This is a genomic window from Paracoccus sp. BR5-17, from assembly GCF_055693925.1.
Window position 1 is genome coordinate 1171448 of record NZ_JBVFUV010000003.1, and the last position, 24072, is coordinate 1195519.

Genomic DNA, 24072 nt, shown 5'->3' on the forward strand with positions numbered 1-24072 from the left:
AGGCGCTTATGTTTCAATTTGTTTCAGTCCCGCAGGATCCCCGATGAGCCTGATCCCCACCCTGTCCGAAACCGTGTCCCGGGCCCGCAGCGACCTGCGCATGGGCCTGCCGGTGATGATCGGCGGCCATCTGGTCGCGGCGGTGGAGACCCTGGCGCCGGCGCGGCTGGAGGCCATTCGCGCGCTGGGCCGGCCGGTGCTGGCGCTGACCGAACGGCGGGCCGAGACGCTGAAGGCGCGGGCCTATGACGAGGGGCTGGCCAGGGTGGTGGTTCCGCCCGATGCCGACCATGCCTGGCTGCGGGCCCTGGCCGATCCCTCGGGCGATCTGATGACGCCGATGAAGGGGCCGCTGTTCACCGAACGCGGCGGCGACGCCACGCCGCATCTGGCCGGGCTGGCGCTTGCCAAGTCGGCGCAACTTCTGCCCGCCGTCCTGGTGGTCGCCGCCGACCCGCTGCCGGCGCTGACGCAGGTGGCGCCGGGGCCGCTGCTGGCGCAGCTTGCCCACGAGGCCGCCTTGGCCCCGGTGGCCGCCGCCAACCTGCCGCTGATCGCGGCGGAACGGGCGCGCCTGCACATCTTCCGGCCCGACGACGGCGGGGCCGAGCATTACGCCATCGAGATCGGCGATCCGCCCCGCGACACGCCGGTGCTGGCGCGGCTGCATTCGGCCTGCTTCACCGGCGACGTGCTGGGCAGCCTGAAATGCGACTGCGGCCCGCAGTTGCACGCCGCGCTGACGGCGATGGGGCAGGCGGGGCAGGGGGTGCTGCTGTATCTGAACCAGGAAGGGCGCGGCATCGGGCTGGCCAACAAGATGCGCGCCTATGCGCTGCAGAACCAGGGCTTCGACACCGTGCAGGCCAACCACCGCCTGGGCTTCGAGGATGACGAGCGCGATTTCCGCATCGGCGCGGCGCTGTTGCGGCGGATGGGATTTGCGCGGGCGCGGCTGATGACCAACAACCCGCGCAAGGTTTCGATGCTGGAAAGCCACGGCATCACCGTGACCGAGCGGGTGCCGCTGGTCGTCGGGCGCAACCGCTTCAACCAGGCCTATCTGGATACCAAGGCCGAAAAGTCGGGGCATCTGCTGTGACGCCGGGCGATCTGGTGCTGACGCCCCGCGGGGTGCGGTTCCGCGGCCGGGTGTTTCCCTGCAGCATCGGCAAGCGCGGCGTGACGCGCGACAAGCGCGAAGGCGACGGGGCCACGCCGGCCGGTGTCCTGCGGATCACCGGGCTGTGGTATCGGCCCGACCGGCTGGCGCGGCCCGCGCCCTGGGCAAGGCCCATCGGTCCGGGCGATCTGTGGTGCGACGCGCCGGATCATCCGGCCTACAACCGCCACGCCCGCGCGCCGCTGGCGGCCAGCCACGAACGGCTGCGGCGGGCCGATCCGCTTTACGACCTGATCCTGACGACCGACTGGAACTGGCCCGATGCGGTGCCGGGGCGGGGCTCGGCCATCTTCCTGCACCAGTGGCGCAGGCCGGGCTTCGGGACCGAGGGCTGCATCGCCGTCGCGCGGCCCGATCTGGTCTGGATCGCGGCCCGTGCGGCGCCGGGAACGCGGGTGATCGTGACCTAGGGCGCGTTCGGGGGCATCGGCAGGGCGCCCCGGTCATAGGGGCCCCAGTCCGTCACCTCGGGATAGAACTGCCTGCGCCAGGCGCGCACGCGCGGGTTCATCCGCCGCCGCCACCAGGGCGGAACCATCGCCAGGAAGGTCATCGCCGGATAGCCGAAGGGCAGTTGCGGAGCCTCGTCCCGGCCATAGGTCTGCAGCAGCGGAAAGCGCCGGTCGGGCCTGTAGTGGTGGTCCGAATGGCGCTGCAGGTTGATCAGCAGCCAGTTCGAGGCGGTGTGGCTGGCGTTCCAGCTGTGGCGCGGCAGGATATGCTCGTAGCGGCCATCCCCCAGATGCTTGCGGGTCAGGCCATAGTGTTCGACGTAATTCGTCAGCTCCAGTTGCCAGATGGCGACAAGGGCCTGGAAGACGAACAGCAGCAGGCCCTGGACGCCGCCCAGGACCAGGGCCAGCCCGACCATCCCCCCTTGCAGCGCCGCGTATCGCCAGAACGGGTTGCGCCGGTCCCAGGGACCGCGTCCCGCCCGCGCCAGCAGCCGCGCCTCGGCCCGCCAGGCGCTGCGCGGGCCTTGGCGCAGCACGCGCCCGAAGAAGCGGTAGAACCCTTCGTTGTAGCGCGCCGACACCGCGTCGCGGGGGGTGGACACCCAGGCGTGATGGACCAGCAGATGTTCCGTCCTGAAATGCGAATACAGCACCGAGGCCAGCAGCAGGTCGCCCATCCAGCGTTCAAGAGCCGTCTTCTGGTGCAGAAGCTCGTGGGCATAGACCATGCCGATGGTGCCCGACAGCACGCCCACGCCGAAGAACAGGCCCAGCTTCTCGGGCGCCGACAGGTGCCCCGCCCGGGCGGCATACCAGATGCAGCCGAAGATCGCCGCCACCTGCAGCGGAAACCAGACGATCGTCACCGCCCGGTGCCAGAACAGCCGGGCGGTTTCGGTCGCGGGGTCGGGGTTGGCCTCGTTCCGGCCCAGAACCCCGTCCAGGGCCGTGGTCAGATACCAGGCGTATCCGGGCAGCAGCATCCACCAGAGGCCGCCCCTGGCGGCGGCCCAGGCCACCAGCGGCAGCATGACGACGGACATCCAGAAGGGGGCGGCCGGGGGCAATCTGCCGGAAGTTGAATCGCTCATGCCGGCGATCTTATGCGGCGATCTCGGGGCGCGCCATATCCCAGACCTTGCGCATCAGCCCCGGCAGCGCCGCGCGATCGACATGCCGCAGGGGCACCAGGTGGCCGCGCGCGGGGGCATCGGCAAGATCGCCCACCATCACCTGCAGCGACAGGTTGAAATGGGTGAAGACGTGGCGGACATGGCCGATCTCTCGCCACTGCGCGGGGCCCGGAGGCGGCAGGTCGCGCCCGTCCCAGCGGGCCGAGGGGAAGGCCAGCACGCCCCCCAGAAGGCCCTTGGCGGGGCGTTCCTCGAACAGGACCGAATCACCCAGGCGGGCGACCCAGGCGACGCCGCTGCGGTCGGGCTTGGCGGGCTTGGGCGCCTTGCGGGGCAGGCTGGCGGCCATGCCCTGCGCGCGGGCCTCGCAGTCGTGGATCAGCGGGCAGATGCCGCAGGCAGGGCTGCGCGGGGTGCAGATCGTGGCGCCCAGATCCATCATCGCCTGCGCATAGTCGCCCGGCCGCCCGGTCGGCGTCAGCGTCGCGGCCAGGGACACCAGTTCGGGCTTGGCTGCGGGCAGCGGCGTCTGCACCGCGAACAGCCGCGCCACCACGCGTTCGACATTGCCATCGACCACGGTTTCCGGCGCGCCATAGGCGATCGCCGCGATCGCCGCCGAGGTATAGGCGCCGATGCCCGGCAGGTCGCGCAGCCCGTCGCGCGTCGCCGGAAATCCCCCCGCCGCGGCAACCGCGCGCGCGCAGGCCAGCAGGTTGCGGGCGCGCGCGTAATAGCCAAGCCCCGCCCATTCGGCCATCACCTGCGCGTCGGGCGCGGCCGCCAGATCCTGCACGGTCGGCCACAGCGCGGTGAAGCGTTCGAAATAGGCCTTCACCGCCGCCACCGTGGTCTGCTGCAGCATCACCTCGGACAGCCAGACGCGATAGGGATCGGGCGTCCCCCCGCCGGGGGGATCCGCCAGGGCAGGACGCGCGCGTGGCGGTCGTACCAGTCCAGAAGCCGCGGGGCGATCACCTTGGTGTCACGCAATTATCAGTCCCTTGTCCCGTCGCCGCGCTTTCATCCCGGCGCCGGCCTGATTAAGGATATGGGCGTGACACCGCATCAGGCAAAGATGGTCCCCCGGCAATGAAGACGCAGCCGCCCGACCGCACCCGTAATCCCACGGCCCGCCGCAGGCGCGGCTTCCAGCAGGCCGCGATCCTGCTGGCGGACCGGGTGCAGAAGGCGGCCGAGGGGCGGGGCTTCGCCGTGGCCCGCTTGCTGACCCACTGGCCCGAGATCGCCGGACCGCAGCTTGCCGCCATGACGCGGCCGGTGCGCATCAGCCATCAGCGGGGCGGCTTCGGGGCGACGCTGACGCTGCTGACCAGCGGCCCCGCCGCGCCCCTGGTGGAGATGCAGCTGCCGCAGCTGCGCGAACGGGTGAACGCCTGCTATGGCTATAACGCCGTGCAGCGCATCGTGCTGACCCAGACCGCCGCCACCGGCTTTGCCGAAGGCCGCGCCGTCTTCGCCCCCGCGCCCGCCCAGGCCGCCGCGCCCGATCCGCAGGTCCGCCAGCAGGCCGACCAGATCGCCCGCCAGTTCGACGATCCGGCCCTGGCCGATGCCATGGCCCGGCTGGCTCTCAACATCGCAACCAAACGTTCCCGGAACCACCGAAAGGATTTTCCATGCTGATCCGTTCTGCCGCCGCCGCCCTGGCGCTGGCCCTTGCCGCCCCCGCAGCCCTGGCCCAGGACGCCGCGCCCGCTGCAGCGGAAACCCTGCCCGACATCGCCCTTGGCGCCCAGGACGCCCCCCTGACCATCGTGGAATACGCCAGCTTCACCTGCGGGCACTGCGCCAATTTCCACGAGGAGAACTGGCCCCGGCTGAAGCAGGAATACGTCGATACCGGCAAGGTCAGGTTCATCCAGCGTGACGTCTATTTCGACCAGCCGGGCCTGTGGGCCGGGGTGCTGGCGCGCTGCGGCGGCGACGACAAGTATTACGCCGTCTCGGACATGCTGTTCGAGGAGCAGGAACAGTGGCTGGCCGGCGGCACCGGCGAGGAGATCGCCGCGAACCTGCGCAAGATCGGCCTGAAGGCCGGGATGACCGACGAACAGATGACCGCCTGCTGGGAAGACACCGCCAAGGCCGAACAGCTGATCGCCACCTTCCAGCAGAACGCCAGCGCCGACCAGATCGAGGCCACGCCCACCTTCATCATCGGCGGCGAGAAGGTCATGAACCAGCCCTGGGACGACATGAAGCAGATCATCGACGCCAAGCTGGACGAGGCTGCCCAATAACGACCATGGCCCGCCTGCCCGGCGGGCCATGAGGCCGGCTCATCCGGGAATTGCCTTTTGACCGGGCCGGTCGCATCCTTCTGCTGCGCCGGTGGGCGCCAGCCACAGGGATGACCGCCATGATAAGAGAGTTCCGGGAGTTCATCGCCCGCGGCAACGTGATCGACCTTGCCGTGGGCATCATCATTGGCGCTGCTTTCACGGCGATCGTGAATTCGCTGGTCCAGGATCTGATCAACCCGATCCTGGGCCTGCTGACGGGCGGCATCGACTTTACCAACAAGTACATCGTCCTGTCCGGCACCGTCCCCGAAGGGGCCAGCCTCCAGGCCGCCCGCGATTCCGGGGCGGCGATCTTCGCCTATGGATCCTTCCTGATGGCGGTCCTGAACTTCCTCATCATCGCCTGGGCGGTGTTCCTGCTGGTCAAGGTGGTGAACCGCCTGCAACGCGCCGCCCTGCGCCAGAAACCGGCCGAACCCGCCCCCGCAGGCCCCTCGCAGGAAGAACTGCTGGCCCAGATCCGCGACCTGCTGGCCGACCGCGCGACGATGGCGGATTACCCGCTGCCCCGGCGCTGACCGCGCGCGGGGTGCCCCCCAGGGGGCGACGCCTTCCCCCCTCGCGCCGCCCGGCCTTATCCCGCCAGAAGCTGATCGGGCGTGATCGCCTCGAGCCCTAGGGCCTCGCCCACCGGGGGCGAGGTCAGGCGGCCGTCATGCGTGGACAGGCCGGCCCGCAGATGCGGATCCTCCAGCACCGCCCGCCGCCAGCCCTTGTCGGCCAGCGCCAGCAGGAAGGGCAGGGTGGCGTTCCCCAGCGCCTGGGTCGAGGTCCGCGCCACCGCGCCCGGCATGTTGGCCACGCAGTAATGGACGATGCCATCGACCTCGTAGATGGGATCCTGGTGGGTCGTCGCGCGCGAGGTCTCGAAGCAGCCGCCCTGGTCGATGGCCACGTCCACCAGAACCGCGCCGGGCTGCATGGTCGAAAGCTGGTCCCGCCGCACCAGCTTGGGCGCGGCCGCCCCCGGGATCAGCACCGCGCCGATCACCATGTCCGCGCTGCGGATCAGATCCGCGGTGGCCGCCGCGCTGGAATGCTGCGTCGTCAGCCGTCCCATGAAGATATCGTCCAGCCAGGACAGCCGCGCGATGGAACGGTCGGTGACCGTGACATTGGCGCCCATCCCGACGGCCACGCGCGCCGCCGCCGTCCCCACCACGCCGCCGCCGATGATGACGACATTGGCGGGCCTGACGCCCGGCACGCCGCCCATCAGCACGCCGCGCCCGCCATTGGCCTTCTGCAGCGCCCAGGATCCGACCTGCGGGGCCAGCCGCCCGGCCACTTCGGACATGGGGGCCAGCAGGGGCAGGCCGCCGCGGGCGTCCGTCACGGTTTCGTAGGCGATCGCGGTGACGCCCGAGGCCAGAAGGTCGCGGGTCTGGTCGGGATCGGGGGCCAGGTGCAGGTAGGTGAACAGGACCTGCCCGCCGCGCAGCATCCCGCGTTCGGGGGCCTGGGGTTCCTTGACCTTCACGATCATCTCGGCGCCGTCGAAGACGGACCGCGCATCGGGCGCGATGCGGGCGCCTGCGGCGGCATAGTCGTCGTCCGCAAATCCCGCGCCCAGCCCCGCGCCCGTCTCGATCAGCACCTCGTGGCCATGCGCCACGGCCTCGGTCACGGCGGCGGGGGTCATGCCCACGCGGAACTCCTGCGGCTTGATTTCCTTCGGGCACCCGATCTTCATGCGTTCCTCCCTTGCGTTTGGGGAAGTCTTGCACCGATCGGCCGCAAGATGCTGCGAAGTTGCCGGGAAGGCCGCGGCCCGCGCGACAGAAATTGCTGGCAAGCGCCGCGCCGGGCGAAGAATATCCGGCCATGTCCGATCTTGATGCAACAGACCGCCGAATCCTGGCCCTTCTTCAGAAAGAGGGGCGAATCAGCAATGCCGAACTGGCGCTGCGCGTCCACCTGTCGCCCTCGGCCTGCCACCGCCGCGTCCAGCGGCTCGAGGAGACCGGCGTGATCCACGGCTATGTCGCCCTGCTGGACGCGCGCAAGCTGCGCCGCCAGACCACGGTCTTCGTGGAAATCACCCTGTCCGGCCAGGCGGACGAGGTGCTGGAGGCCTTCGAGAAGGGCGTGCGCGCGATCCCCGACGTGTTGGAATGCCACCTGATGGCGGGAACGGCGGATTACCTGCTGAAGATCGTGGTCGAGGATACCGACGACTTCGCCCGCATCCACCGCCAGCACCTGGCGCGGCTGCCCGGCGTCGCGCAGATGCATTCGTCCTTCGCGCTGCGCACCGTGTTCCGCACCACGGCGATCCCGGTCTGACATGGGCCTGGACCGCCGCCACATGCTGTCACTGCTGGGCGCGTCCCTGGCGGCGCCCGCCCTGGCCCAGCCCCGGCGCGAGCCGCCGCCCCGGATCGACGATCCGCGCGCCAGCCAGTTTGCCTTCGGCCCGGCCGGAGACCGCTGGCGCATCCTGGTCGGGCTGCCCGATGCCCCGCCCCCGCCGCAGGGCTATTCGGTGATCCTGTCGCTGGACGGGGACACGACCTTTCCCCATCTGTGGCACCACCGGGAAGCCCGCGCGCGCGGCCTGCCGGTGATGCTGGTCGGCATCGGCTATCAGGACGGCAACCGCCGCTGGCGCGACCTGACCTCGCGGGCGATGGCGCCGGTGACGCCGATCCTGTTCTACCGCGCCCCGCCCCGCGACCGTCCGACCGGCGGGCGCGAGGCGTTCCTGTCCATGATCGCCGACCGGTTGCTGCCCGAACTGGCGCGCCGGCATCCTCTGGACCTGCGCGACATGACGATCTACGGCCATTCGCTGGGCGGCCTGTTCGTGCTGCACGCGCTGTTCACCCGCCCGCATCTGTTCGCCCGCTACGTCGCCGCCGATCCTTCGGTGTGGTGGAACGCCGGCGAATCGCAGCGCGAGGCCGCGGCCTTCGCGGGCGGGGTCGCGGCGGCGGGCGGAGCGGTCGATCCGCCGATCCAGGTGATGATCGCGCAGGCCGGCCGGCCACGGCAGGACCACCCCCACGATCCCACGTCGCTGGTGCGGATCCTGCGAACGGTGCCGGGGGTCGAGGTTCTCTACCGCCCCGCCCCGCGCGAGGATCACGGATCCCTCATGGCGCCCTCGACGGGGGACGCGCTTGATCTGCACCTGTGGCGCTGAATGCAAACCCCCGCGGCTTGCGCTGCGGGGGCTTTTACTGAAACGCGGATCGCGTCGCCTTACAGTGCGCCTTCGCGCTGCGCCTTTTTACGGGCCAGCTTGCGGGCGCGGCGGACGGCCTCGGCCTGTTCCCGGGCCCTCTTGACCGACGGCTTCTCGAAATGCTGCCGAAGCTTCATTTCGCGGAACACGCCCTCGCGCTGAAGTTTCTTCTTCAGCGCACGGAGCGCCTGTTCGACGTTGTTATCGCGAACATTGACCTGCATGTGGTTGTCACCACCTTCCTAGGTTAGAGTTGCAAGATTGCAGGATGCGCCCCCCTATCAAAGCCGGGCGCGCTTGTCCAGACAGAGGAGGCCGCCCATGACCCGAACCGATCGCGATGCCCTGCTTGATGCCGCCCTGGCCCATGTCCCCTTCGACGGGATGAACGACCGCGCCCTGATCGCGGGGGCCCGCGACCTGGGCATGGCGCCGGATTTGGCGCGGGTGCATTTCCCCCAGGGCGGCGCGGGACTGGCCGCCGCCTATCACCGCCGCGCCGATGCGATGCTGAAGGACAGCCTGGCGCAGACGCCCCCGGGGGGCCGCTTCCGCGAGCGCGTGGCCGAGGCGATCTGGCGCCGGCTGATGCTGGTCGATCCCGAACTGGTGCGCGCCGGGGCGGCCACGCTGGCGCTGCCGCAGAACGCCGCCCTGGCCGCCCGCCTGGTCTGGGAGACGGCGGACGTGATCTGGACCGGCCTGGGGGACGGATCGCGCGACGTGAACTGGTATTCCAAGCGCGCCACCCTGTCGGCCGTCATCAGCGCCACCGTCCTGTTCTGGCTGGGCGACACCTCGCCCGATCACCAGGATACCCGCGCCTTCATCGACCGCCGCATCGACGGCGTGATGCGGTTCGAGCAGGTGAAATCGTCCTTGCGCAAGCTGCCCGGTGCGGAAAAGCTGTCGCGGATGGCCTTCGGCTGGATCCGCGCGCCCGAACCGCGGGACCTGCCGGGCCGAACCCGCCCCTGAGGAGAGACGATGTTTCCTGACGCCATGAAGGCCATCGAGATCGCCGGTCCCGGCGGTCCCGACATGCTGAAGCCCGCCAGCCGCCCGGTGCGGGTGCCGCGCCACGACCAGATCCTGATCCGCGTGGCCTATGCCGGCGTGAACCGCCCCGACGTGCTGCAACGCCAGGGCAGCTATGCCCCGCCGCCCGACGCCTCGGACCTGCCGGGCCTCGAGGCCTCGGGCGAGATCGTCGGCATGGGCGCCGGGGTGACCCGCTGGCGGAAGGGCGAACAGGTCTGCGCCCTGCTGCCGGGCGGCGGCTATGCGGAATACGCCGTCTGCCATGCCGATCACGCGCTGCGCATCCCCTATGGGCTGTCCCTGCGCGAGGGCGCCTGCCTGCCCGAAACCGCCTTCACCGTCTGGTCGAATGTCGTGACCCGCGGCGGCCTGACCGGCGGGGAACGCTTTCTGGTCCATGGCGGCACCTCGGGCATCGGCATGATGGCGATCCAGGTCGCCCGCGCCCTTGGCGCCCGGGTCTTCGCCACCGCCGGCAGCCCCGAGAAATGCGCCGCGATCGCCGCCCTTGGGGCGACGCCCATCAACTACCGCAGCGAGGATTTTACCAGGGTCATGGCGGCCGAGGACGGGGCCGACCTGATCCTCGACATGGTGGGGGGCAGCTACATCCCCCGCAACATCAAGGCGCTTGCCCCGGACGGGCGGCTGGTGATGATCGCCTTCCTGGAAGGTCCCAAGGTCGAACTGAACTTCGCGCAGATCATGACCAAGCGGCTGACCGTCACCGGATCCACCCTGCGCCCGCAGTCGGACACCGCCAAGGCCGAGATCGCCGACACGCTGCGCAAGAAGCTGTGGCCGCTGATCTCGGCAGGCTCGGTCCAGGTCGCCATCGACAGCGAGTTCGACCTGGACAGGGCCGCGGACGCGCATCGCCGGATGGAGAGCAGCCAGCATATCGGCAAGATCGTCCTGAAGGTGGCGGGCGAAGGCGCCTGAGGAACATGCGGGTGCCTCCGGCGGGGATATTTGCAGCACAGAAGATGGCAGCAGGCACACAGACCTTGCGGGCACCCGTCCCCAAGGTCTGTGGCATCTCCTGTGGCGGTCATCGGCGTCCCCGCCTGTACCGCCGGATCACCCTGCCAGAAGGCCGTTAAGGCAAGGTTAACGCCACATCTTCTGTGTTGAAATATCCCGGGGGAGGCCCGCAGGGCCGGGGGCAGCGCCCCCTCTGGTCTCAGCGAACCCGTTCCATCAGCACGCTACCGCGCGAACAGTCCCGCCGTGCATCCGGGGCGCAGGCGCGCGGCTGCAGGTCGCGGCTCAGGCAGATCCGCACCTCGGCCAGGGCGGCGCCCTTGCAGGTGACGGTGATACCGTCCCGATCCAGTCCGGGATTGGCGTCGATGAAGGCGTCCTCGATCACGTCGGGCGGCAGGGTGATGTCGCGGGACAGGTCCTCCAGCGGGGTGGGGATGCGGATCGCCTCCGCAGCCTGGCGCAGGGTGGCGAAATATCCGCCCGCAGACAGGCCGCTGCAGCGGCCATGCTTGCGCCACTGGTACAAGGCCAGCCCCGGCGCCATCAGGTCGCCCATCGCCTGGGTCTGCCGCCGCGATGGATCGCGTTCCCGGGTATCGCAATGCTCGGGCCAGCCGCGGTCGTGCTGCGGCCAAAGCCCGTGCACGGTGAAGTCATGGCCGCTGCCAGGCGCGCATTCCGGCGCCTGCCGGTCATCGCCGGTCATCCGGCACCAGCCCGGCTGCCAGCTGAGCGCGAGGATGTAATAGTCGAAGTCGCCCGCGACATCCTGCGCGGCCCCGGCAGGGGGGCACAGGGCCAGGACAAGGGCGGCAAGGCGCGCATGTTTCATCGCCCCATCATGCCGCCGCGGACCGGCGGCGTCCACGGGCCTGCGCGAATCCTCTTTTCCCCAGGCCCCAAGATCGCTATATCAGCCGTCAATTCCCCCCGAAGACGAGGAATGGCACCCGCCAAAGCCGTTTTTCCGGCCTGAGACCCGCTGTTCGGGGCAGACATGCGAAGGAGATCGACATGAGCAAGCCGCTGATGGCCAAGGCGACCGCCGTCTGGCTGGTGGACAATACCACGCTGAGCTTCAAGCAGATCGGCGATTTCTGCGGTCTGCACGAACTCGAGGTCCAGGGCATCGCCGACGGCGACGTGGCCGCGGGCGTCAAGGGCTATGACCCGGTGGCTTCGCACCAGCTTGACCCCGAGGAGATCCGCAAGGGCGAGGCCAGCCCCAGCTACAGGCTGCGCCTGAAGCACAATCCCGCCGCCGAAGGCGAGGAGAAGCGTCGCGGGCCCCGCTACACCCCCTTGTCCAAGCGCCAGGATCGTCCGAACGCTATCCTGTGGCTGGTAAAGTTCCACCCCGAGCTTCCCGACGCGGCCATCGCCAAGCTGGTCGGCACCACCAAGCCGACCATCGCCTCGATCCGCGAACGCACCCACTGGAACATCCAGAACATGCAGCCGATCGACCCGGTTGCCCTGGGCCTGTGCCGCCAGACCGAACTGGATGCCGCGGTCCAGAAGGCCGCCAAGAAGGCCGCCGCCAATGGCGAGGTGATGACCGACGACGAGCGCCGCAAGCTGGTCAGCACCGAAACCTCGCTGGCGATGGGCGACGAGCCGCGCCTGCCCTCGTCCATGGCGGGCCTGGAAAACTTTTCCCTGACCCGGCCCGAGCCGAAAAAGGCCGAGCCCGACCTGGATGCCGACAGCTTCTTCAACCTGCCCGACCGGGACGACGACGAGGAAGACGAGGGCCGCTGATCCTCCGGCCCCGTCCCATGAAAAAGGCCGGTGCGGATCGCCGCACCGGCCTTTTTGTCGTGTCCTGCGCCCGGCTCAGGCGCGGCCGCGCACCATGCGCACGATCCAGATCAGGATGCAGGCGCCGATGACGGCGACGATCAGCTGGCCGATGACGCTGCCTTCCCCGCTGGAACCCAGCAGCAAGTCGAACAGGAAGTTACCGATCAGCGCGCCGATGATGCCGACGATGATGTTCATCAACAGCCCGGTGTCGGTCTTCATGATCTTCTCGGCGATCCACCCGGCGATCGCGCCGAGGATGATCGACATAATCCAGCCAAAGCCTTCCATGCACTTCCCCTTTTCCCAAATCGCCCTGCCGGAACCAGGCGGGCAAGGTCTTCGCCTGTCAATGCGCGACAGCCCGTTTCTGTTCCCGCGCCGGGCCCTGATCGCCGTGATCCGTCACACCGACAGGCAGATGTATTTCATCTCCAGATAGTCCTCGATGCCGTGGCGGCTGCCCTCGCGGCCCAGGCCGGACTGCTTGACCCCGCCGAAGGGCGCCACCTCGGTCGAGATGATTCCGGTGTTCACGCCGACGATGCCGTATTCCAGGGCCTCCTGCACGCGGGTGATGCGGCCGATGTCGCGGGCATAGAAGTAGGACGCCAGCCCGAAGATCGTGTCGTTGGCCTTGGCGATCGCTTCCTCCTCGGTGTCGAAGCGGAACAGGGGGGCCAGGGGGCCGAAGGTTTCCTCGGTCGCGACCTTCATCCGCTCGGTGACGCCGGTGACGACCGTGGGCTTGAAGAACAGCCCCTCGATGCGCTCGCCGCCGGTGACGACCTGGCCGCCGCCGTCCAGCACGTCGCGGATATGCTCCTCGACCTTCTCGACGGCGTCCTTGTTGATGAGGGGGCCGGTGGTCACGCCCTCGTCCAGGCCGTCGCCGACGCGCAGCTTGTCCACCGCCGCCGCCAGCTTCTGGGCGAAGGCGTCATAGACCCCGGACTGGACATAGATGCGGTTGGCGCAGACGCAGGTCTGGCCGTTGTTGCGGAACTTCGAGGCCATCGCCCCTTCGACCGCCGCGTCCAGGTCGGCGTCGTCGAAGACGATGAAGGGCGCGTTGCCGCCCAGTTCCATGCTGCACTTCATCACCTGGTCGGCGGCCTGGCGCAGCAGGATGCGCCCCACCTCGGTGCTGCCCGTGAAGGTCAGCTTCCTGACCAGCGGGTTCTCGCAGAACTCCTTGCCGATGTCGCTGCTGCGCGACGAGGTGACGATCGACAGGATGCCCTTGGGCAGGCCCGCGCGTTCGCCCAGAACCGCCATCGCCAGCGCCGACAGCGGCGTTTCGGCCGCCGGGCGGGCCACGAAGCCGCAGCCCACGGCCAGGGCAGGCGCGACCTTGCGGGCGATCATGGCGTTGGGAAAGTTCCAGGGCGTGATCGATCCCACGACCCCGATCGGCTGGCGGATCACCGTCAGGCGCTTGTCGGGCAGATGGCCGGGGATCGTCTCGCCATAGACGCGCTTGGCTTCCTCGCCGAACCACTCGATGAAGCTGGCGCCATAGGCGATCTCGCCCTTGGCCTCGGGGAAGGGCTTGCCCATCTCGGCGGTGAGGATCCGGGCCAGGTCGTCCTGGTTCTGCATCATCAGGTCGAACCAGCGGCGCATCACCTGGGCGCGGTCCTTGGCGGTGCGGGCGGCCCAGTCCTTCATGGCCTGGGCCGCGGCGTCGATGGCGCGGGCAGCGTCCTGGCGGTCCATGTCGGCGACCCGGGCGATCACGTCGCCGCGGGCGGGGTTCATCACGTCGAAGGTGGCGCCGTCGCGCGCCTCGACCCATTCGCCGGCGACGAAGGCGCGCGTTTCCAGCAGCGAGGGATCGCGCAGAAGGGTCTTGAGATCGGTGGAATGCTTGGTCATGGCTGGCTCCGTGCTGTTCGGGCCCAAGATCAGCATGGGGGGCGGGGGATGTCAAAGCATGGCCGCGCGGGACCCGGCCTCGGAAAAAAGTCGTGCATAAGGCGAAATCGTGAAACCTGAGGCACGCGGCTGCGTTGGAAGGGCATCGCTAAGCCTTCCCTCTTGGCGACCCTCTCTCTGATGGGGCGGTGCGCCGGTCGCGCACCGCCTTTTTCATGGGGCGAGGCTGCTCCAGCAGGGCTGCAGGTCACCTGGGGCCGGCTTGGCCGAGTGGACGCCGCGCGCAATCGCCCGCGCCAGGCAGGATGCCGCGGCATGGCCCAGCAGGAAGGGGTCGGCCAGCGGATCGCCCAGCCGCCGCGCCCCGGTCGATATGGCGAAGACCAGATCGCCGTCGAAGGGCGTGTGGCTGGGCACCAGCGCCCGGGCCATGCCGTCATGGGCGGCGGTCGCCAGCCGATGCAGCCCGGCCTTGTCCAGCGCCGCGTCGGTCGCGACGATGGCGATGGTCGTGGCCTCGCCCATGCGCTTGGCCGGGGCAGGCTCCTGCGCGGCGGGAAAGATGGCCGGCAGGCCAAGGCCGCCGAATTCATCGTCCAGTTCCCAGGGCGCGGCCCAGAACTGCCGCGTGTTTCCGATGGTCGCCTGTCCCAGCGCATTGACCACCACAAGCGCACCCACCGTCGCCCCGTTCGACAGCCGCGCCGAGGCCGAGCCCAGCCCGCCCTTCAGGTTCCCTGTGCTGGCCCCGGTTCCCGCGCCCGCCGTGCCGATGTCGAAGCCCGCCGCCGCCCCGGCAAGGGCTTCGCGGCCAAGCGCCGGATAGGGATTGCCTGACCATCGCTTGTCACCGCCGTTCAGCAGATCGAAGGCGATCGCCCCCGGCACGATCGGCACGCGGGCAGCGCCCACCGCAAAGCCGCGGCCCGCGGCGTGCAGCCCCGCCATCACCCCGTCGCAGGCCGCCAGCCCGAAGGCCGACCCGCCCGACAGGACCAGCGCATCGACCTGGGACACCAGCTTGTCCGGCGCCAGCAGGTCGGTTTCGCGCGTTCCCGGCGCACCCCCATCACATGAACGGCCGCCGTGAAGGGCCGGTCCGCGGTCAGCACGGTGACGCCCGATTTCAGGCGCGGATCGGCGGCGTTGCCGACCCGCAGCCCGGCGATGTCGGTGATCAGATTCAGCGGCCCCGGTCTCATGCGCGGTCATTCGTGAAGGCGATCTGGCGGACGCGGATGTGGCGCAACGACTCGACCATCAGGGCCGTCATCAGGCCGAAGTTCATCAGGCCGTTTGCGGCCGCCAGTCCCCCTAGGATGCGCCATCGCTGCGGCATCAGCACATCGCCGTATCCAAGCGTGGTGAAGGTCACCAGCGTGAAATACATCGCCTCCTCGAAATCCGCGAAGACCCGCAGCAGGTGAAAGGCGACCGCCCACAACCAGACGGACATGGTGACCATGGCCAGCACCGCCAGGCTGGAGATCATCACCACCAGGATCAGCTTGGGCCGGTGCGGCGCCCGGACAAGCCACCCTGCCCAGCGCGCATAGGTCCACTCCAGCAGGCCGAAGCACAGGCTGGCGATCACCAGACTGCCCAGCATCAGCCCCGACCCGAACAGGATCTGTCCCAGCATCGCATCCTCCTTGCGGGCGCGCGTCTTTACAGAGCGCAGGCCCGGCCCTATCTGACTACACCATGGCAGCCGATCCCGACAGCAACTACAAGATCATCGCCGAAAACCGCAGGGCGCGCTTCGATTACTTCATCGAAAGCGACCTCGAGGTTGGCATCGTTCTGACCGGATCCGAGGTCAAGTCGCTGCGCACCGGCCAATCGAACATCGCCGAAAGCTATGCCTCGGTCGAGGATGGCGAATTGTGGCTCATCAACGGCTATATCGCTGCCTACAAGCAGGCCGGGGTCTTCGGCCACGAGGAACGGCGCAGGCGCAAGCTGCTGGTCAACCGCAAGGAACTGGCGCGGCTGTGGCAGGCCGTGGGCCGCGAGGGCATGACCCTGGTGCCGCTGGTGATGTATTTCAACCACCGCGGCATGGTGAAGCTGAAGATCGGCGTGGCCAAGGGCAAGAAGCTGGCCGACAAGCGCGAGACCAGCGCCAAGCGCGACTGGAACCGCCAGAAGCAGCGCCTGCTGAAGCAGGGGTAGGCCATTGCAAGGGGCAACCGCCCCCTGTAGATCAGGCCCGCACCAAGGCGGAGGGGGCCCATGACGGACGATCCGAAAACGCTGGTCTCGACGGACTGGCTGGCCAGGCATCTGAACGATCCCGACCTGCGCATCCTGGATGCAAGCTGGCACATGCCCGCCACGGGCCGCGACGCGCGGGCCGAATACGATGCCGGCCACATCCCCGGCGCCCGCTTCTTCGACATCGACGCGATCAGCGACACCCGCAGCGCCCTGCCGCACATGGCCCCGCCGGTCGAGATGTTCATTTCCCGGATGCGCGCGATGGGCGTGGGCGACGGGCATCAGGTGGTGATCTACGACAATTCCGACGTGCGCAGCGCCGCGCGGGTCTGGTGGACCTTCCGCCTGATGGGCAAGACCGATGTCGCGGTCCTGGACGGCGGCTTCGCCAAGTGGCAGGCCGAGGGCCGCCCGGTCGAGGACATGGCCCCGATCCTGCGCGACCGCCACATCACCGTGCAGCGCCAGGCGGGGCTGGTGCGCGACGTGACGCAGGTCGCGCTGGCCAGCAAGCTGGGCGACCACCAGATCGTCGATGCCCGCGCCCCCGGCCGCTTCCGCGGCGACACCCCCGAGCCGCGCCCCGGCCTGCGGTCCGGCCACATCCCGGGCGCGCGCAACGTCCCCTTCGGGCGGTTGCTGAACGCGGACGGCACGATGAAGGCCCCCGACGCCCTGCGCGCCGAGTTCGAGGCCGCGGGCGTCGATCTGAAAAGGCCGGTCATAACCAGCTGCGGCAGCGGCATCACCGCGGCGGTGCTGTCCCTGGCGCTGGAACGGATCGGGCACCGCAACCACTCGCTCTACGACGGAAGCTGGACCGAATGGGGCAGCTTCCCGGATCTGCCCATCGCAACCGGAGACGCCTGAATGCTGTCCAACCTTCGCCCCCAAGCCCCCGACTCGATCCTCAAGCTGATCGAGGAGTTCAAGGCCGATACCCGGCAGGGCAAGATCGACCTGGGGGTCGGCGTCTACAAGGACCCGCAGGGGGTGACGCCGGTCATGCGGGCGGTCAAGGCGGCCGAACGGCGAGATCTGGGAAACGCAGACGACCAAGGCCTATACCGGTCTGGCGGGCGAACCCGAATACCGCGACGCCATGGCGCGCATGGTGCTGAAGGACGTGCCGTCGGATCGGCTTGCCTCGCTGGCGACGGTGGGCGGCACCGGCGCGATCCGGCAGGCGCTGGAACTGGCGCGGCTTGCCAATCCGGGGGTGACGGTCCACGTGTCGGACCCGACCTGGCCCAACCACCTGTCGATCATGCGCTTCATGGGCCTGCCCTTCGTCGAGTATCGCTATTTCGACGCGGCGACGCGCGGCGTGGACTTCGAGGCGATGAAGGCGGACATCGCCCGGGCCGGCAGGGGCGACATCGTGCTGCTGCACGGCTGCTGCCACAACCCGACCGGCGCGAACCTGACCTCGGACCAGTGGGACGAGGTTGCGGCGATCCTGGGGAAATCCGGCGCGATCCCGCTGATCGACCTGGCCTATCAGGGCTTCGGCGACGGGCTCGAGGAAGACGCGGCCGCCACCCGCATGATCGCGCAGCGCCTGCCCGAGGTGCTGATCGCGGCCTCCTGCAGCAAGAACTTCGGCATCTACCGCGAACGCACCGGCATCCTGTTCGCCCTGACCGAAAACGCCGCCGCGCGCGATCTGGCGCAGGGCGCGATGGCCTTCCTGAACCGGCAGACCTATTCCTTCCCGCCCGATCACGGGGCGCGGATCGTCAGCACCATCCTGTCGGATGACGCCCTGCGCGCCGACTGGGCCGCGGAACTGGAGGAGGTGCGCAACACCATGCTGGGCCTGCGCGCGCAGCTGGCGTCCGAGCTGCGGGCGCTGTCGGGCAGCGACCGCTTCGACTTCATCGGCCGGCATCGCGGCATGTTCTCTCGGCTGGGGGCGACGCCGGAACAGGTCGCGGCGCTGAAATCGGACGCGGCGATCTACATGGTGGGCGATTCGCGGCTGAACATCGCCGGGCTGAACCGCCATACCGTGCCGGTTCTGGCGCGCGCGATCGTCGAGGCCGGGATCTGACGCAAGGCCTAGCCGGGGCTGCGCAGCATCTGGTTGACCCCCCGCAGGACCGGGCCGTTGCCGTCGAACTCGACCGTGACGGCGCCGGTTCTTCTCAGCCGCACCAGATCCAGCATCAGGCAGGGCCAGTCCGCGTCCTCGATCTTGGCTGCGACGACCACGATCCGGCGCGGCTTGCAGGCAGCGGGCGCGCGCGCTTCCGCGCCCTTGCCGGTGAAGTGCCAGACCTGCCAACCCTGCGGCAGGGCGGCCATGCGGTCGCGCTCGTCGCCCTGCCATGCGGGACGGGCGGCCGATTGCTGCTGGCTGACGACCTCGCCGTCTTCCTGCAGCCAGGTCTCGACGATGAAGGCCCCGCCCGTCGGCCGGGAGACGGCCCTGCCTGCGGGGGTCATCAGCCCCACGGCCTCGCCCTCGGGGGCGATCAGCAGCAGGGGCCGGCTGGCGGTCAGCCAGATCGCGGCCGAGGCCGCCAGCATCACCAGACCGGCCAGGAACCCGCCGCCCATCAGGCCGGGCCTGCGCGCAGTCAGGCCCTGGCGCCAGCACAGCACCGCCAGGGTCGCGCCGAAGCACATCAGCGGGATCACCGGCGCCGGCGGCAGGGGCAGCGCCACGACCGCGCCTCCCAGACCGGCCACCCAGTCGGCCACCCGCAGCATCCAGCCGGTGCCCAGGCCCATGACCCACAGCGCCGGTCCCTCCAGCCCGACCGGCGCCAGCAGCGCGCCGATGACGCCCGCGGGCATCACCAGGGCGCCCATCACGGGCACCACCAGCAGGTTGGCCAGCAATCCGTACTGCGCCATGCGGTTGAAATGCGCCGCCGCCAGGGGCGAGGTGGCGATGGAGGCCACCAGCGAGGACACGATCAGCATCGCCACCGGCCGCAGCCAGAAGGGCAGGTGCGGCGAAAGGCGCGACCACGGGCCATAGGACAGGATCAGCGCGACGGTGGCCGCGAAGCTCATCTGGAAGCCGGGATGGGTCACGGCTTCGGGGGAATAGATCAGGATGACGGTCGCCGCCAGGGCGATGGTGCGCAGCGAGATGGCGCGCCGGTCGGCCATCACCGCCAGCAGCATCACCGCGACCATGACGAAGGCGCGTTCCGTCGCGACCCCGCCGCCCGACAGCCACAGATAGGCCGCCGAGGCCAGCAGCGCGCCAAGCGCCGCGATCTTGTGGACGGCCTGGGGCAGGGGCGCGCCCAGGCCCTGCGCCAGCACCAGGGCCATGCGCAGGGCGGTGTAGACGAAGCCCGCCAGCATCGACATGTGCAGGCCCGAGATCGAGATGATGTGGTAGAGGTTCGAGGCCCGCATGACCTCGTTCGTGGCCTCCTCGATCCCCGAGCGGTCGCCCGTCATCAGGGCCGAGGCCACCGCGCCTTCCTGCCCGCCGATGCCGTCCTGGATCGCCCGGCTGATGGCCATGCGCGCCCGGTGCATGGCCCAAAGCCCGCCCTCGGCCGGTTCGACGGTCAGGATCGGCGTGCGGGTATAGCCCACCGCGCCCAGCCCCTCGAACCAGGCAAGCCAGCGGAAATCGAAGCTGCCCGGTGATGCCGGAGCAGGGGGCGGTCCCAGATGGCCGGTCAGCATCACCCGCTGGCCCAAGGGGGGCAGCGGATCGGTCTGGTCCATCAGCGACAGCCGCACCTTCCCGGGCGTGCGGCCGGGGGCAGTGTCGCGCAGCACCACCCGGTCCAGCGTCAGCCGGATCCGGTCGCGGGCGGAACGGTCGATCTCGACCAGCCGCCCCTCGACCGGGCCGTAGTAGCGCCATTCCATGACGGGCGCCGCGACCAGGGCCGACCGCAGGCCGATCAGCCCGAAGCCCGCAGCGACCAGCAGGGCCGCAGCCGACCCGATCCGCAGGGCGTCCGCCGCCTGCCAGCCGATGCGCCCCCGCTCGGCCCAGGGGACCGCCAGCCGCCCAGCGGCCAGGGCCGCCGCCGCCGCCAGGCCAAGGGCGAACCACAGCCCGGGGCCGGGCGCCGCGGGCAGCGCGAACCACAGCGTGATCCCGACCGCCAGGCACACCGGCACCCAGGCAAACAGCCCGGCGCGCAGCGTGGCCGCCATCCGGGCGGGCCGCAGCGTCGCGTGACGCGGGGCCGCGCGCGCGGCGGAAAAGCCCGGAAGTGCCGTGATGTCGCCCTGGGCGGCCATTCTTGTCCTTTTGCGCCGGCTTCTCTATTCCTTCGCCGAACACTGGCATCGACTGCTTACCAAAGCGTTAATGCCCGCCCCGATCCAGGAAGCCGCCATGCCCGATACGCCGGTCGTCACCCGCTTTGCCCCGTCGCCCACGGGGTATCTGCATATCGGCGGGGCGCGCACGGCGCTGTTCAACTGGCTTTACGCGCGCGGCCGCGGCGGCCGGTTCCTGCTGCGCATCGAAGATACCGACCGCGCCCGGTCCACCCCCGAGGCGACCGCCGCGATCCTCAAGGGCCTGACCTGGCTGGGACTGGACTGGGACGGCGAGCCGATCAGCCAGTTCGCGCGCCGCGACCGCCACGCCGAAGTCGCCCGCCGGATGCTGGCCGAGGGGACTGCCTACAGGTGCTTCTCGACCCCCGAGGAGATCGCCGCATGGCGCGAGGCCAACCCCCGCCAGCCGTTCCAGAGCCCCTGGCGCGACGCCACGGACCTGCCGGACGCGCCCCATGCCATCCGCCTGCGCGCGCCCCGCACCGGCGAGACGGTGATCGACGACGCGGTGCAGGGCACCGTCCGCGTGGGCAACGACCAGCTTGACGACATGATCCTGCTGCGGTCGGACGGCACGCCCACCTACATGCTGGCGGTGGTGGTGGACGATCACGACATGGGCGTGACCCATGTGATCCGCGGCGACGACCACCTGACCAATGCCTTCCGGCAGGTGCAGATCTTCGACGCGATGGGCTGGCCGCGCCCGGTCTTCGCCCATATCCCCCTGATCCACGGCGAGGACGGCAAGAAGCTGTCCAAACGGCACGGTGCGGTGGGCCTGCACGAATTCGCGGCGCTTGGCTATCCTCCGGCGGCGATGCGCAACTATCTGGCCCGCCTGGGCTGGAGCCACGGCGACGACGAGCTGTTCGACGACGCCCAGGCCCGCGACTGGTTCGACCTGTCCGGGATCAACCGCGCCCCCGCCCGGCTGGATTTCAGGAAGCTGGAACACGTCAGCGGCCACCATATCGGCACCATGCCCGACGCCGATCTGATGGCCGCCCTGGACCAGTTCCTGACCGAAACCGGCGCGGCCCCCCTGACGCCGCGCCAGAGGGAACGGCTTCTGCCTGCCCTTCCGGCGCTGAAGGAAAAGGCCAAAACCCTGCCGCAACTGCTGGAACAGGCCCGCTTCGCGCTGATCGAGCGGCCGGTGGATCTGGACGAAAAAGCCGCAAAGTCTCTGGATACGGTATCCCGTGGTATGCTGGCAAGATTGACTGCCGCGGTGCAGCATGCTAGCTGGACCCGAGACGAACTGGAGCAGGCGGCCAAGCGGGTTGCCGAGGAAAACGGCGTCGGGTTGGGCAAACTGGCGGCGCCGTTGCGCGCCGCCCTGGCTGGCCGGACGGCGACCCCCAGTGTGTTCGACATGATGACGGCGCTAGGCCGCGAGGAATCGTTGGCCCGGCTGCAAGACCAGACGGATTCGGCAGGCTAGGGCCTGCCCTCACTTGCCAGGGCCGCCCCGCGCGCAGTCGCCCCGCGAACGCAAGGGTCGGCCCGGCCCAGCCGGAAAGGACGCTTTGGATGGCCGACGCGAAGAACGCCACTCTCAGGATCAACGACGCCGAATACGAGCTGCCGATCCTTCATCCCACGCGGGGACCGGATGTTCTGGACATCCGCAAGCTGTACGGGCAGGCGGACGTGTTCACCTACGACCCCGGCTTCACCTCGACCGCAAGCTGCGATTCCACCATCACCTTCATCGACGGTGACAAGGGCGAGCTGTGGTATCGCGGCTATCCGATCGAGCAGCTGGCCGCCAGGTCGCATTACCTGGAGGTCTGCTACCTGTTGCTCTACGGCGAACTGCCCACCGCCGGGCAGATGGAGGATTTCGAGCGTCGCGTGACCCGTCACACGATGGTCCACGAGCAGATGCACAACTTCTTCCGCGGCTTCCGCCGCGACGCGCATCCGATGGCGACGATGGTGGGCGTGATCGGCGCGATGTCGGCCTTCTATCACGATTCCACCGACATCAACGATCCCTGGCAGCGCGAGGTCGCGGCGATCCGTCTGATCGCCAAGGTGCCGACGATCGCCGCCATGGCCTACAAGTATTCGATCGGGCAGCCCTTCGTCTATCCGCAGAACGAACTGGATTACGCCACCAACTTCCTGCACATGTGCTTTTCGGTTCCGGCCGAGAAATACCACGTCGATCCCGCCCTGGCCCGCGCCATGGACCGCATCTTCACGCTGCACGCGGATCACGAACAGAACGCCTCGACCTCGACCGTGCGCCTGGCGGGATCGTCGGGGGCCAATCCCTTCGCCTGCATCGCGGCGGGCATCGCCTGCCTGTGGGGTCCGGCGCATGGCGGCGCCAACCAGGCCTGCCTGGAGATGCTGCGCGAGATCGGCACGGTGGACCGCATCCCGGAATACATCGCCCGCGCCAAGGACAAGGACGATCCCTTCCGCCTGATGGGCTTCGGCCACCGGGTCTACAAGAACTTCGACCCGCGCGCCAAGGTGATGAAGGAATCCGCAGACGAGGTTCTGGATCTGCTGGGGGTGCATGACAACCCGACGCTGCAGGTCGCCAAGGAGCTCGAGAAGATCGCGCTCGAGGACGAGTATTTCGTCTCCAAGAAGCTGTATCCGAACGTCGATTTCTATTCGGGCATCATCCTCGAGGCGATGGGTTTCCCGACCTCGATGTTCACGCCGATCTTCGCGCTGTCGCGGACGGTGGGCTGGATCGCGCAGTGGAAGGAAATGATCGCCGATCCGCAGAACAAGATCGGCCGGCCGCGCCAGCTCTATGTCGGTTCGGACAAGCGCGACTACGTGGATCTCGCCTCTCGCTGATCCCCCGGAGGATCGCAACGGGGCCCCTTCGGGGGCCCCTTTTGCATGGTGGGTCTTGCAGAGCGGCGGGGCCGGTGGCAACAGGTCGGCCATGACAGAGACACGGAAAATCGCATTGGTGACGGGTGCCTCGCGCGGGCTTGGCGCGGCCTTGGCCGAGGATCTGGCCAGGCGGGGCTATCACGTCCTGGCGGTGGCGCGCAGCGTCGGCGGCCTCGAGGAACTGGACGACCGCATCCGCCGCGCCGGTGGCAGCGCCACGCTGGCGCCCATGGACGTGGCCGAGGCCGCCGCCATGCAGCAACTGGCCGAGGCCGTGCTGGGCCGCTGGGGCGGGCTGGATCTGTGGGCGCATTGTGCCATCCATGCCGCGCCCCTGGCGCCCGCGCCGCATGTGGACGGCAAGGACTGGGCGAAATCGGTGCTGGTCAACATGGACGTGACGCGCGGCCTGATCGCCCTGCTGGAGCCGCTACTGCGCGCGCGGCAGGGCACCGCGATGTTCTTCGACGATCCGCGCGGGGGAGAAGTTCTTCGGCGCCTATGGCGCGACCAAGGCGGGCCAGATCGCGCTTGCCCGCAGCTGGCAGGCCGAGACCGCGTCCATCGGCCCGCGCGTGGTCATCGCCCGGCCCGCGCCCATGCCCACCGCGGTTCGGGCACGGTTCTTCCCCGGCGAGGATCGCGGCGCGCTGACGTCCTGCCGGGACGAGGCCGCGCGCATCCTGGACGCGTTGTAGGGCGTCCCGCGGCGGCC

General features: G+C 69.4%; 22 protein-coding genes and 4 pseudogenes. 16 read left to right on the forward strand and 10 right to left on the reverse strand.

Annotated features, from left to right (window positions below; all coding sequences use genetic code 11):
• Positions 1–43 precede the first annotated feature (43 nt).
• Together ribA and ACZ1HC_RS07225 are read left to right on the forward strand one after the other, a co-directional pair.
• Entirely contained in the window at positions 44–1102 is a 1059-nt protein-coding gene (gene ribA, locus ACZ1HC_RS07220; protein WP_472699376.1) for a GTP cyclohydrolase II, read from the forward strand.
• Positions 1099–1593 (forward strand): L,D-transpeptidase family protein, encoded by a 495-nt coding sequence (locus ACZ1HC_RS07225; protein ID WP_472699377.1) that lies wholly within the window; start codon positions 1099–1101, stop codon positions 1591–1593. Before ribA ends, ACZ1HC_RS07225 begins: the two co-directional genes overlap by 4 nt.
• On the opposite strand, the gene ACZ1HC_RS07230 is transcribed toward ACZ1HC_RS07225, so the two are convergent.
• Both ACZ1HC_RS07230 and ACZ1HC_RS07235 read right to left on the reverse strand, forming a co-directional pair.
• Positions 1590–2729 (reverse strand): alkane 1-monooxygenase, encoded by a 1140-nt coding sequence (locus ACZ1HC_RS07230; RefSeq protein ID WP_472699378.1) that lies wholly within the window; start codon positions 2727–2729, stop codon positions 1590–1592. The genes ACZ1HC_RS07225 and ACZ1HC_RS07230 overlap by 4 nt on opposite strands.
• A 10-nt stretch (positions 2730–2739) precedes the next feature.
• Positions 2740–3764: pseudogene (locus ACZ1HC_RS07235) on the reverse strand (A/G-specific adenine glycosylase).
• Between the two features lie 99 nt (positions 3765–3863).
• Here ACZ1HC_RS07235 and ACZ1HC_RS07240 point away from each other — a divergent pair.
• The 3 genes from ACZ1HC_RS07240 to mscL all read left to right on the forward strand — a co-directional run bounded on the left by ACZ1HC_RS07240 (position 3864) and on the right by mscL (position 5616).
• Complete coding sequence (locus ACZ1HC_RS07240) at positions 3864–4418, forward strand: DUF721 domain-containing protein (protein ID WP_472699379.1); 555 nt, start codon at positions 3864–3866, stop codon at positions 4416–4418.
• On the forward strand, positions 4412–5035 hold the full coding sequence (locus ACZ1HC_RS07245) for a DsbA family protein (protein WP_472699380.1): 624 nt from the start codon (positions 4412–4414) through the stop codon (positions 5033–5035). The genes ACZ1HC_RS07240 and ACZ1HC_RS07245 overlap by 7 nt, the downstream gene beginning before the upstream one ends.
• A 119-nt stretch (positions 5036–5154) precedes the next feature.
• A complete protein-coding gene (mscL, locus tag ACZ1HC_RS07250) occupies positions 5155–5616 on the forward strand; it encodes a large conductance mechanosensitive channel protein MscL (RefSeq protein ID WP_472699381.1) in 462 nt (153 codons plus the stop codon).
• Positions 5617–5672: 56 nt separating this feature from the next.
• On the opposite strand, the gene ald is transcribed toward mscL, so the two are convergent.
• Positions 5673–6791 carry an alanine dehydrogenase gene (gene ald, locus ACZ1HC_RS07255; RefSeq protein ID WP_472699382.1) on the reverse strand — a complete coding sequence of 373 codons (1119 nt, stop codon included), beginning with the start codon at positions 6789–6791 and terminating at the stop codon, positions 5673–5675.
• Between the two features lie 131 nt (positions 6792–6922).
• Between ald and ACZ1HC_RS07260 the strand changes: the two genes are divergently transcribed.
• Entirely contained in the window at positions 6923–7384 is a 462-nt protein-coding gene (locus ACZ1HC_RS07260; protein WP_207099951.1) for an Lrp/AsnC family transcriptional regulator, read from the forward strand.
• Positions 7385–7406: 22 nt separating this feature from the next.
• Positions 7407–8243, forward strand: coding sequence for an alpha/beta hydrolase (locus ACZ1HC_RS07265; RefSeq protein WP_472699383.1), 837 nt, complete (start codon positions 7407–7409; stop codon positions 8241–8243).
• Positions 8244–8302: 59 nt separating this feature from the next.
• On the opposite strand, the gene rpsU is transcribed toward ACZ1HC_RS07265, so the two are convergent.
• On the reverse strand, positions 8303–8509 hold the full coding sequence (gene rpsU, locus ACZ1HC_RS07270) for a 30S ribosomal protein S21 (protein ID WP_472699384.1): 207 nt from the start codon (positions 8507–8509) through the stop codon (positions 8303–8305).
• 97 nt (positions 8510–8606) lie between these two features.
• On the opposite strand from rpsU, the gene ACZ1HC_RS07275 reads away from it, so the two are divergent.
• Together ACZ1HC_RS07275 and ACZ1HC_RS07280 are read left to right on the forward strand one after the other, a co-directional pair.
• Entirely contained in the window at positions 8607–9263 is a 657-nt protein-coding gene (locus ACZ1HC_RS07275; protein ID WP_472699385.1) for a COQ9 family protein, read from the forward strand.
• Between the two features lie 9 nt (positions 9264–9272).
• A complete protein-coding gene (locus ACZ1HC_RS07280) occupies positions 9273–10268 on the forward strand; it encodes an NAD(P)H-quinone oxidoreductase (protein WP_472699386.1) in 996 nt (331 codons plus the stop codon).
• Between the two features lie 241 nt (positions 10269–10509).
• On the opposite strand, the gene ACZ1HC_RS07285 is transcribed toward ACZ1HC_RS07280, so the two are convergent.
• Entirely contained in the window at positions 10510–11145 is a 636-nt protein-coding gene (locus ACZ1HC_RS07285) for a ribonuclease T2 family protein (RefSeq protein ID WP_472699387.1), read from the reverse strand.
• Between the two features lie 182 nt (positions 11146–11327).
• Between ACZ1HC_RS07285 and ACZ1HC_RS07290 the strand changes: the two genes are divergently transcribed.
• Complete coding sequence (locus tag ACZ1HC_RS07290; RefSeq protein WP_472699388.1) at positions 11328–12074, forward strand: DUF1013 domain-containing protein; 747 nt, start codon at positions 11328–11330, stop codon at positions 12072–12074.
• Between the two features lie 75 nt (positions 12075–12149).
• On the opposite strand, the gene ACZ1HC_RS07295 is transcribed toward ACZ1HC_RS07290, so the two are convergent.
• From ACZ1HC_RS07295 to ACZ1HC_RS07310, 4 genes and pseudogenes are all read right to left on the reverse strand, one after another.
• Complete coding sequence (locus ACZ1HC_RS07295) at positions 12150–12407, reverse strand: GlsB/YeaQ/YmgE family stress response membrane protein (RefSeq protein WP_472699389.1); 258 nt, start codon at positions 12405–12407, stop codon at positions 12150–12152.
• A gap of 114 nt (positions 12408–12521) precedes the next feature.
• The gene (locus ACZ1HC_RS07300; protein ID WP_472699390.1) at positions 12522–13994 is read right to left on the reverse strand and encodes an NAD-dependent succinate-semialdehyde dehydrogenase; all 1473 of its coding nucleotides are present in this window, start codon (positions 13992–13994) and stop codon (positions 12522–12524) included.
• A 213-nt stretch (positions 13995–14207) separates the two neighbouring features.
• Positions 14208–15196: pseudogene (locus ACZ1HC_RS07305) on the reverse strand (P1 family peptidase).
• The gene (locus tag ACZ1HC_RS07310; RefSeq protein ID WP_472699391.1) at positions 15193–15636 is read right to left on the reverse strand and encodes an ion channel; all 444 of its coding nucleotides are present in this window, start codon (positions 15634–15636) and stop codon (positions 15193–15195) included. Before ACZ1HC_RS07310 ends, ACZ1HC_RS07305 begins: the two are co-directional and overlap by 4 nt.
• 62 nt (positions 15637–15698) lie before the next feature.
• Here ACZ1HC_RS07310 and smpB point away from each other — a divergent pair, with 62 nt between their 5' ends.
• The 3 genes and pseudogenes from smpB (at position 15699) to ACZ1HC_RS07325 (ending at position 18267) form a co-directional block, all read left to right on the forward strand.
• A complete protein-coding gene (smpB, locus tag ACZ1HC_RS07315) occupies positions 15699–16169 on the forward strand; it encodes an SsrA-binding protein SmpB (protein ID WP_472699392.1) in 471 nt (156 codons plus the stop codon).
• A 60-nt stretch (positions 16170–16229) separates the two neighbouring features.
• Positions 16230–17084, forward strand: a complete 855-nt coding sequence (gene sseA, locus ACZ1HC_RS07320) for a 3-mercaptopyruvate sulfurtransferase (protein ID WP_472699393.1) — start codon at positions 16230–16232, stop codon at positions 17082–17084.
• Positions 17085–18267, forward strand: a pseudogene (locus ACZ1HC_RS07325) (amino acid aminotransferase). It abuts the gene before it with no gap.
• 8 nt (positions 18268–18275) lie between these two features.
• On the opposite strand, the gene ACZ1HC_RS07330 reads toward ACZ1HC_RS07325, so the two are convergent.
• On the reverse strand, positions 18276–20441 hold the full coding sequence (locus ACZ1HC_RS07330; protein ID WP_472699394.1) for a ComEC/Rec2 family competence protein: 2166 nt from the start codon (positions 20439–20441) through the stop codon (positions 18276–18278).
• Between the two features lie 97 nt (positions 20442–20538).
• Between ACZ1HC_RS07330 and gltX the strand changes: the two genes are divergently transcribed.
• From gltX to ACZ1HC_RS07345, 3 genes and pseudogenes are all read left to right on the forward strand, one after another.
• Positions 20539–21933 (forward strand): glutamate--tRNA ligase, encoded by a 1395-nt coding sequence (gltX, locus tag ACZ1HC_RS07335; protein ID WP_472699395.1) that lies wholly within the window; start codon positions 20539–20541, stop codon positions 21931–21933.
• Positions 21934–22022: 89 nt separating this feature from the next.
• Positions 22023–23315, forward strand: a complete 1293-nt coding sequence (gltA, locus tag ACZ1HC_RS07340) for a citrate synthase (protein WP_472699396.1) — start codon at positions 22023–22025, stop codon at positions 23313–23315.
• A gap of 91 nt (positions 23316–23406) precedes the next feature.
• Positions 23407–24055 (forward strand): annotated as a pseudogene (locus tag ACZ1HC_RS07345) (SDR family NAD(P)-dependent oxidoreductase).
• Positions 24056–24072: the final 17 nt, after the last annotated feature.

What these genes read in the sequence shown, in the direction of transcription:
- sseA (WP_472699393.1), top strand. Translation starts at nt 16,230, where the DNA reads ATGACGGACGATCCGAAAACGCTGGTCTCGACGGACTGGCTGGCCAGG.
- gltA (WP_472699396.1), top strand. Translation starts at nt 22,023, where the DNA reads ATGGCCGACGCGAAGAACGCCACTCTCAGGATCAACGACGCCGAATAC.
- ACZ1HC_RS07280 (WP_472699386.1), top strand. Translation starts at nt 9,273, where the DNA reads ATGTTTCCTGACGCCATGAAGGCCATCGAGATCGCCGGTCCCGGCGGT.
- smpB (WP_472699392.1), top strand. Translation starts at nt 15,699, where the DNA reads ATGGCAGCCGATCCCGACAGCAACTACAAGATCATCGCCGAAAACCGC.
- ACZ1HC_RS07260 (WP_207099951.1), top strand. Translation starts at nt 6,923, where the DNA reads ATGTCCGATCTTGATGCAACAGACCGCCGAATCCTGGCCCTTCTTCAG.
- ACZ1HC_RS07295 (WP_472699389.1), bottom strand. Translation starts at nt 12,407, where the DNA reads ATGGAAGGCTTTGGCTGGATTATGTCGATCATCCTCGGCGCGATCGCC.
- rpsU (WP_472699384.1), bottom strand. Translation starts at nt 8,509, where the DNA reads ATGCAGGTCAATGTTCGCGATAACAACGTCGAACAGGCGCTCCGTGCG.
- ACZ1HC_RS07275 (WP_472699385.1), top strand. Translation starts at nt 8,607, where the DNA reads ATGACCCGAACCGATCGCGATGCCCTGCTTGATGCCGCCCTGGCCCAT.
- ribA (WP_472699376.1), top strand. Translation starts at nt 44, where the DNA reads ATGAGCCTGATCCCCACCCTGTCCGAAACCGTGTCCCGGGCCCGCAGC.
- ACZ1HC_RS07230 (WP_472699378.1), bottom strand. Translation starts at nt 2,729, where the DNA reads ATGAGCGATTCAACTTCCGGCAGATTGCCCCCGGCCGCCCCCTTCTGG.
- ACZ1HC_RS07300 (WP_472699390.1), bottom strand. Translation starts at nt 13,994, where the DNA reads ATGACCAAGCATTCCACCGATCTCAAGACCCTTCTGCGCGATCCCTCG.
- ACZ1HC_RS07330 (WP_472699394.1), bottom strand. Translation starts at nt 20,441, where the DNA reads ATGGCCGCCCAGGGCGACATCACGGCACTTCCGGGCTTTTCCGCCGCG.
- ald (WP_472699382.1), bottom strand. Translation starts at nt 6,791, where the DNA reads ATGAAGATCGGGTGCCCGAAGGAAATCAAGCCGCAGGAGTTCCGCGTG.
- ACZ1HC_RS07240 (WP_472699379.1), top strand. Translation starts at nt 3,864, where the DNA reads ATGAAGACGCAGCCGCCCGACCGCACCCGTAATCCCACGGCCCGCCGC.
- ACZ1HC_RS07245 (WP_472699380.1), top strand. Translation starts at nt 4,412, where the DNA reads ATGCTGATCCGTTCTGCCGCCGCCGCCCTGGCGCTGGCCCTTGCCGCC.
- ACZ1HC_RS07290 (WP_472699388.1), top strand. Translation starts at nt 11,328, where the DNA reads ATGAGCAAGCCGCTGATGGCCAAGGCGACCGCCGTCTGGCTGGTGGAC.
- mscL (WP_472699381.1), top strand. Translation starts at nt 5,155, where the DNA reads ATGATAAGAGAGTTCCGGGAGTTCATCGCCCGCGGCAACGTGATCGAC.
- ACZ1HC_RS07265 (WP_472699383.1), top strand. Translation starts at nt 7,407, where the DNA reads ATGCTGTCACTGCTGGGCGCGTCCCTGGCGGCGCCCGCCCTGGCCCAG.
- gltX (WP_472699395.1), top strand. Translation starts at nt 20,539, where the DNA reads ATGCCCGATACGCCGGTCGTCACCCGCTTTGCCCCGTCGCCCACGGGG.
- ACZ1HC_RS07285 (WP_472699387.1), bottom strand. Translation starts at nt 11,145, where the DNA reads ATGAAACATGCGCGCCTTGCCGCCCTTGTCCTGGCCCTGTGCCCCCCT.
- ACZ1HC_RS07310 (WP_472699391.1), bottom strand. Translation starts at nt 15,636, where the DNA reads ATGCTGGGACAGATCCTGTTCGGGTCGGGGCTGATGCTGGGCAGTCTG.